Raw genomic sequence first — 7,219 nt, forward strand, 5'->3', positions numbered from 1 at the left:
AATTACGCAACAAAGCCGATGTGAATGGCTCGGCTCAGCCTCTCTACGTTGATTTTGTCTGTGTATGAGGTTTCGTCTGAATGGAAGAAGTGATCTGGGCGAACGACATCACCTTTACAATTGGAAATACGAACCAAAGCCTCTACACCTATCTGAGTCAAAGAAGAATCAAATATAGGTTGGTAGACACTTTTAAGTGTTAAGTCTTGGTATTTAGCAATAAACTGCATATCGGCATCCACAGATATACAACTAATAAATTCACTTCTGTCTGATAAAATCATAATCGCTAATAAAAGGTGTTTATTCAGAGACGAGAATATACGTCACAGTTGTCATAATATTGACAGGTGTTGATAAATTGTCAATTAATAAAAATTAATTTGTCACGGTAACATTTAAATAATTAAAGTCAGCGAAAAATCAGGATGATAAAGGTCATTATGTATCAAGGATACGTATTACTTAGCTTGTTTAATAGGTTCAGTGAATTTAATGTCTGAGTAACCTATATCATATCAACCCTATCAATATAAAGCCTTAACACGTATACACCTGAAATAAATATGGTTAAAGGCTTACATTCTGGGTGAGTATCAAAATAATAAAATAAATAGATCTTTGTGGTTACATAAAAATGATGTCTGTCTCTCAAAATTAATATTGAGGTTGTTAAGTTATTAATTAGTAAACTGGAGAATCCGGATAATAAATGAGTGGATTATAGGTGTTATTTTATAAAATAATAGTGTAGGTATAATTATTTACGTTATATATCAAATTGAAAATTGGCTTGTATTTTACTGCCATTGTATTACCGCATAAAGTTGCAGGTATTTACGAACTAGTTGTTGATTTCCAGAGCGTTTTAGCGGGTGAGCGAATCGGATAAAACACGGACTGATTTTGAAGTTACTATTTAAATCATCTGCGAATTGAGTATCACTCTCTCTTAGCGTGATACCTTGTAGGCTGTAGTCGCTAATCTGGTCTGGGAGTTCCCCCATCCACCAATGCAAGAGTTCACCACTGTTTTTGCTTCGACTTATCCAATGGTCGGAGACAATAATCAATAGGTCATTGGGTTGAATGGCAAATCCGTACTCTTGCTGCCAGTTATGAATGTCCAGCATCAACTTTTTACGACAAGTCTTTCCTGCGCTCACCATATGGTGGCTAATCATCCAAACGGTACCAATTTCAGAAGAGATTCGGAAGTGTCGTGGCGTTTCACCAGAAGAGAGCATTTCTAGTGGGCTTACGTTGCTTGCATGATTGAAGCTAACGAAAGTGTGCTCCATTCGTCTCGCAAACGCTTTGCCTATGTGATGTTCACTGATCCCTTGATTGTGTACGGTAGGGTAATGACGCTCACAAAGTTTCAAGCAATCGTCTTGAAACTGATTGACGCTTTTAATCACCAGATCTAATAACAATGAAGCCTCTTATACACGGTTGCTATCTTATTGATGGGCAATAGTACGGTAATTTCGGCGCCATTACCTATTGTCAAAGTGCGAGTTCTTGATCCCTCTATCAAAATTAACCATTACTGAGCGATTTTATGGATAGCACTGGCACTCTACTGGTCTGTAAACTAAATTATGAGGAATTATAGCTAGTTAGAAAACTTGAACTGATTGGCAGAGTTGCAGTGAGCTAACGAAATTATAGCTTAGTCGGCTAATCACAATTGTTCTACATACTCTTTATTTGGAAACACCCATGACCATTCAATTAGATTCAAAGCAAAAATCCGAACTCACTCATACACTTCAAAAGTACCTACAAGATGAGCTCGATGTAGAGCTTGGTCAGTTCGACACTGAATTCTTAGTCGACTTCATCAGTAAAAAGTTTGGAGCCGTGTATTACAACAAGGGGATAGAAGACGCTCAAAAAGTGATGGAACGTAAGATGTTAGACATATCAGATGAGCTCTATGAAATTGAACAAATCGTTGAAATATAACTCAGCAAGCGATTGTTCGACAAAGAAATTTGTCCATAAAGCAACTTGTTCAAAATTTTTGAATAACTCGTTTAATTTGAAATGATGTAACTAATGTAAAACTTGGTAAATAATATGTTACGCAAACTTGGTGTAGGGTACGCTTTTCAAAACTACACGACACGTTAACATTCGGAAGAGATGCATGAACAACAACGTCAAAAATTACAATCCTTTAGCAAGAGCAATGCATTGGATCTCAGCACTCGCAATATTTGGCCTATTTGGTGTAGGCCTATGGATGGTTGATCTTTCTTACTACAGTGAGTGGTACAAAACAGCACCAGACTACCACCGTTCGGTAGGCATTCTTTTGGCTGCCGTTACCATTATCCGCTTGCTTTGGAAGCTAGTTACCGCGTCACCTAATGTGGAAGGTAAAAGCTATGAAGTTGTAGCGGCGAAGATCGCTCATGGATTTATGTACATTAACTTAGCGGTTTTATTTATTTCAGGTTATTTGATTTCGACATCAGATGGCCGTGGGATCGAGGTATTCAATTGGTTCACTGTACCAAGTATGGGTGAACTATTTGCAAACCAATCTGATCTCGCAGGAACGGTTCACTACTATGCTGCATGGGTACTGATCATTATGGCATCAGTGCACGCCTTAGCGGCGATAAAACACCACGTTATCGACAAAGACGATACGCTACGAAAAATGATAGGAGCTTCAAAATGAAAAAGTCAATTATCGCTACAGGATTAGCATTTGCTATGGCAATGCCTTTCGCTGCGAACGCCGCTGATTACGTGATTGATACAAAAGGTGCGCATGCTTCAGTTAACTTCAAAGTTAGCCACCTAGGTTACAGCTTTATCCAAGGTCGTTTTAACACATTCTCAGGTGACTTCTCATTTGATGAGAGCAACGTTGAAGCGTCTAAAATCAGCGTAACGGTTGATACAACTAGCCTTGACTCAAACCACGCAGAGCGTGATAAGCACATCCGTAGCGGTGATTTCATCAATGCTGGTAAGTTTTCTGATGCGACATTCAACAGCACAAAAGTGGTTGATAAAGGCGACGGCAAACTTGAAGTTATGGGTGACCTTAAACTTCACGGTGTAACTAAGCCTATCGTTATCGAAGCTGAATTCATCGGTGCTGGTCAAGACCCATGGGGCGGTGAGCGTGCTGGTTTCGTTGGTACAACTCGTCTAGAGCTTGCTGACTTCAATATCCCAGTAATGGGCGCTTCAAGCTATGTAGACATGGATCTGCATGTTGAAGGTGTAAAGAAGTAATCTAGCTATCAATAATCGCTATCAACATATTTAGAAAGATCAAAATCCTAGTCGATACGAGATAGGGCAGCGTTAGCCGGTTATTTAGTAATATGGAAAGTAGCAAAGCAGCTAGAATATAGAGAAAGGCGCAAAGTTTTCACTTTGCGCCTTTTTTATTGAGGTAAATGGCCACGCGTTTAGGTCTGTTTTGTGTCAAACCTTTTACTGCGTCTTAAGCCACCATTTACCTCTGCCAGTCAACGTTGCAATGACTGAGTTATCTAGCTGAACGACTAATCCCTAATAGTTCAGCCTACGATTCGTTACTTTGTTTCTAATGAAACGCTTGCTTTGTAAACAGTCGCTAGTTAAGCCGTTTCTAGTTCAGCCTTTGGAACCACGTTTAGGCGGTCGCCATAGATTGGACGTAGTGCTTGCATAACTTCAGTACGAGTCATCACACCGACCATTACGCCATTTTCTAGCACTGGAAGCATATGTGGTTGGCTTACTTTCATCGCTTTTGCACGTTCTTCTAAAGAAAGAGAGGTCAGGCGAGTGGCATAGCCCATGCTTGTTGTCGGGTACAGTTGTTCTTTATCGATACATAGGAACTCAGCAACATCGACCAGTTTGTCGTTTGCATCAATAGCCACTACGTCACGGCTCATTAGGTCTACCACTTTCTGACCTTTAGTCGGAATGTAGTCTTGGCACCAAAGGTCAACCATTACGTCGTGAACAGAGAGGATACCTACTAGGCGGCCTTCAACATCGCAAACAGGAGCGCTAACAAGTTGAGCATCTAAAAGTGAATCAATCGCCACTGAAGTAGGCATTTCTACGCTCAGTGTAATTGGTTGAGTGTTCATGATTTGCTTGATAGTAGTTGTAGTGTTCATAGTGGTTTCCTTAACTGACGTAATTTCTGTTGTTTGAGTTATTGCTGTAATTTTTGCCGCTTTAAGCTGCGGGCGACGGTAGATACTCCAATTGGCTAAGCCGACCAATACCGCACCACCTACAATGTTGCCGAATGTCACTGGTATTAAGTTTGCAGTGACAAATTTCATGATGTTCAGGTCTGCATACTGGGCTGATGTTGCGCCAATTTGCATCCAAAAACTCTCTGGTGCGAATGCTTGAATTGTGATGCCTAATGGAACCATGAACATATTCGCCACACAGTGTTCAAAGCCTGAGCTAACGAACATTGCAACGGGTAATACGGTCATCATTGCTTTAGTCATGGCGTTAGCTGAGCTGAACGTTAACCAAATTGCTAAACACACTAGTAAGTTACAAAGCACACCCAAAGCGAAAGCTTGAACAGGGCTGTGGTGTAGCTTGTGTTGAGCAATGTTTAGAGCGTTTAAGCCCCATTGCCCGCCATCCAGTTGATATAAGCCTGCTGCACTTACCAAAGCCAGTAGGAACATGGCACCGATAAAGTTGCCTACATATACCTTGCCCCAGATAGACAGCATCTTGGTGAAGGTTATCTGCTTATTAGCCCATGAAATGCTTGATAACACCGAACTGGTAAATAGCTCGCCACCACAAATAACAATCAGGATTAACCCCATGCTGAATGCAAGACCACCGGCTAAGCGACTTAATCCCCATCCTGCATCAGCGCTACCTGTGGTCACCGTGATGTAGAATAAAAAAGCAAGCCCGATGAATGCGCCAGCCATGATTGCCAAACTCAATGTCATGCTGCTGGTTTTATTTGCTTTGCTTAATGCAAATTTCTCGGCTTCCGCCATCATTTCTGTTGGCGAGAACAGTTGCTGATTTTCAGAAGTGCTGGTTGCCATATCCCCCCCTTGAACAATCCGTCATGTGTAATTCCTAGTGTTAATGACTTGGTTAATCCGTAATGGTTAATCAGTAATGTTTTGCAGGGTTCGTTGTGTCCTGCCATTCCAGATTAGGGGGTTGAGGGGTAGAGGTAAAATTGATAATTTTTAGAAACCACATCAAAAATATTGATATAGATTTGGTTAGGCGTAGAATGAAATTGATTGCTCATCGGCTTAACAAAAAACGAGCAGCAGGACATAAGTTATTAAAAGAATTAAGGATAGATTTTGCGTTATTCATTAAAGCAACTCGCCGTCTTTGACGCGGTAGCAGATTCGGGAAGCGTAAGTCAGGCAGCTGATAGGCTTGCATTGACTCAGTCGGCGACAAGTATGTCTCTTGCACAGTTGGAAAAAATGCTCGGCAGGCCTTTGTTTGAAAGGCAGGGCAAGCAAATGGCGCTCACTCATTGGGGCATGTGGCTTAGGCCAAAAGCGAAGCGTTTACTGCAAGATGCACAGCAAATTGAAATGGGCTTTTACGAGCAGCATTTATTGAGTGGAGAGCTCAAACTCGGTGCGAGCCAAACCCCGGCAGAACACCTGGTTCCAGACCTCATCAGTATTATTGATAACGACTTTCCTGAGATGCGAATCTCGCTTGGTGTACAAAGTACCGATGCGGTTATAGATGGCGTATTAGATTACCAATATGACCTTGGCGTTATCGAAGGTCGCTGTGACGATAACCGAGTTCATCAAGAAGTGTGGTGTACCGACCATTTAACGGTGGTTGCATCGGCTCATCACCCATTTGCAAAGCGTGAACGTGTCAGTTTGGCGCAACTAGAACAAGCGAAGTGGGTATTGCGTGAACATGGTTCAGGTACTCGCAAAGTTTTTGATAGCTCTATTCATCATTTAATTGGTGATCTTGATGTTTGGCGAGAATATGAACACGTTCCTGTTTTAAGAAGTTTGGTAGCAAACGGCCCATATTTAACGTGTTTACCTTATCTCGATGTCGAGCAGTTTGTTGAATCTGGCCAGCTCGTTACTTTGAATGTTCCTGAGCTTGAAATGGAACGTACGCTTTCGTTTATTTGGCGTGCGGATATGACAGAAAACCCACTTGCTGAATGTATTAAGCGAGAAGGTAAGCGCATGATGAAAGGTAAGCCGTCGGTTCTATAACGGTAATTTGATAAAGGCTAGGGGCTGTTGACCTTTCGTGGTTAAGTTTTGTTCGAGGTAAAATCGTTTTAGGCGCGGCGAAGAGTATGTAGCCTAGTCATTTTAAGCAAATATTCTTCAACAAAGCATAAAGCGATTTTAACCGAACCCTTCGGGCAGTCCTTGTGGTTCATTTCTACTGCGTTATCGCCTTTTCATGTAGGCTAACTACACATCAAAGCCTCTGCCTTGTATAAATTTCCCACAAGAGCTGCAAAATAAAGCTCGAAAGGTTAACAGCCCCTTATAACCTAATGTGTTGAATAAGCGATTCCGGTCTCTATCTGGTGATAAATGCATATTCACGTACATTATTAATGTGATCATGATCGGCTAAAAGAAGGCGTTCTTCCCATAATATGCTTACTTGATTTTAAGTGAGGCTAAATCCGGTGCGATGAATTTCGTAATTAGGCTTTAGAAATAGCATGAGTACATTAGTCGCGATTTCATTAACAACAGGTATTTTGTCAGGTCTATGGGGATGGATAGCTATCTCTTTCGGCTTGCTGTCATGGGCCGGTTTCTTAGGTTGCACCAGTTATTTTGCTTCGCCAACGGGCGGCGTTAAAGGACTAGCAGGCAGCTTACTGACCAACATGACAGGTGTATTCTGGGCAATGGTGATTATCGAAAGCTCGACCTTCGCAGGGTTAGAGATATTAGGCTATATGATTACCGCTATTGTCGCTTTCTTTATGTGTATTCAAGCCAAACAAGCGTGGCTAGGTTATATCCCAGGGACCTTTATTGGTTGCTGCGCGACGTTTGCAGCAGGCGGCGATTGGCAACTTGTCGTGCCATCTTTACTGCTTGGTGGTGTCTTTGGATACTTGATGAAAGCAACGGGGCTTTGGCTTCACGAAAAATCGACTCAATCTTCGGAAGCGGTTGAACAACACGCTAAACAAGCCAAGGCTTAATTCGTTAACCTAACC

The 7,219-nt window shown here is 41.7% G+C and carries 7 protein-coding genes and 1 pseudogene; 5 read left to right on the forward strand and 3 right to left on the reverse strand.

Going from position 1 to position 7,219, the window contains the following annotated elements; genetic code table 11:
• Window positions 1-17: 17 nt before the first annotated feature.
• Both AB4180_RS17890 and AB4180_RS17895 read right to left on the reverse strand, forming a co-directional pair.
• Window positions 18-230: pseudogene (locus AB4180_RS17890) on the reverse strand (EAL domain-containing protein); the annotation flags it as partial.
• Between the two features lie 570 nt (window positions 231-800).
• Window positions 801-1,436: a hypothetical protein gene (locus AB4180_RS17895; protein ID WP_009845296.1), complete on the reverse strand. Its 636-nt coding sequence runs from the start codon at window positions 1,434-1,436 to the stop codon at window positions 801-803.
• A 289-nt stretch (window positions 1,437-1,725) separates the two neighbouring features.
• Here AB4180_RS17895 and AB4180_RS17900 point away from each other — a divergent pair, with 289 nt between their 5' ends.
• The 3 genes from AB4180_RS17900 (at window position 1,726) to AB4180_RS17910 (ending at window position 3,261) form a co-directional block, all read left to right on the forward strand.
• Window positions 1,726-1,971 carry a DUF2164 domain-containing protein gene (locus AB4180_RS17900; protein WP_017059821.1) on the forward strand — a complete coding sequence of 82 codons (246 nt, stop codon included), beginning with the start codon at window positions 1,726-1,728 and terminating at the stop codon, window positions 1,969-1,971.
• A 184-nt stretch (window positions 1,972-2,155) separates the two neighbouring features.
• Entirely contained in the window at window positions 2,156-2,695 is a 540-nt protein-coding gene (locus AB4180_RS17905) for a cytochrome b (RefSeq protein WP_102250471.1), read from the forward strand.
• On the forward strand, window positions 2,692-3,261 hold the full coding sequence (locus AB4180_RS17910) for a YceI family protein (RefSeq protein WP_102250470.1): 570 nt from the start codon (window positions 2,692-2,694) through the stop codon (window positions 3,259-3,261). Before AB4180_RS17905 ends, AB4180_RS17910 begins: the two co-directional genes overlap by 4 nt.
• A gap of 350 nt (window positions 3,262-3,611) precedes the next feature.
• Here AB4180_RS17910 and focA read toward each other — a convergent pair whose 3' ends face one another.
• A complete protein-coding gene (gene focA / locus AB4180_RS17915; RefSeq protein WP_009845303.1) occupies window positions 3,612-5,063 on the reverse strand; it encodes a formate transporter FocA in 1,452 nt (483 codons plus the stop codon).
• 273 nt (window positions 5,064-5,336) lie between these two features.
• On the opposite strand from focA, the gene AB4180_RS17920 reads away from it, so the two are divergent.
• Both AB4180_RS17920 and AB4180_RS17925 read left to right on the forward strand, forming a co-directional pair.
• Window positions 5,337-6,242, forward strand: coding sequence for a LysR substrate-binding domain-containing protein (locus AB4180_RS17920; protein ID WP_102250469.1), 906 nt, complete (start codon window positions 5,337-5,339; stop codon window positions 6,240-6,242).
• 467 nt (window positions 6,243-6,709) lie between these two features.
• Window positions 6,710-7,204, forward strand: coding sequence for a DUF1097 domain-containing protein (locus AB4180_RS17925; RefSeq protein ID WP_102250468.1), 495 nt, complete (start codon window positions 6,710-6,712; stop codon window positions 7,202-7,204).
• Window positions 7,205-7,219: the final 15 nt, after the last annotated feature.

Source organism: Vibrio sp. 10N.286.49.C3, assembly GCF_041469545.1.
GTDB classification, from domain to species: domain Bacteria; phylum Pseudomonadota; class Gammaproteobacteria; order Enterobacterales; family Vibrionaceae; genus Vibrio; species Vibrio tasmaniensis_A.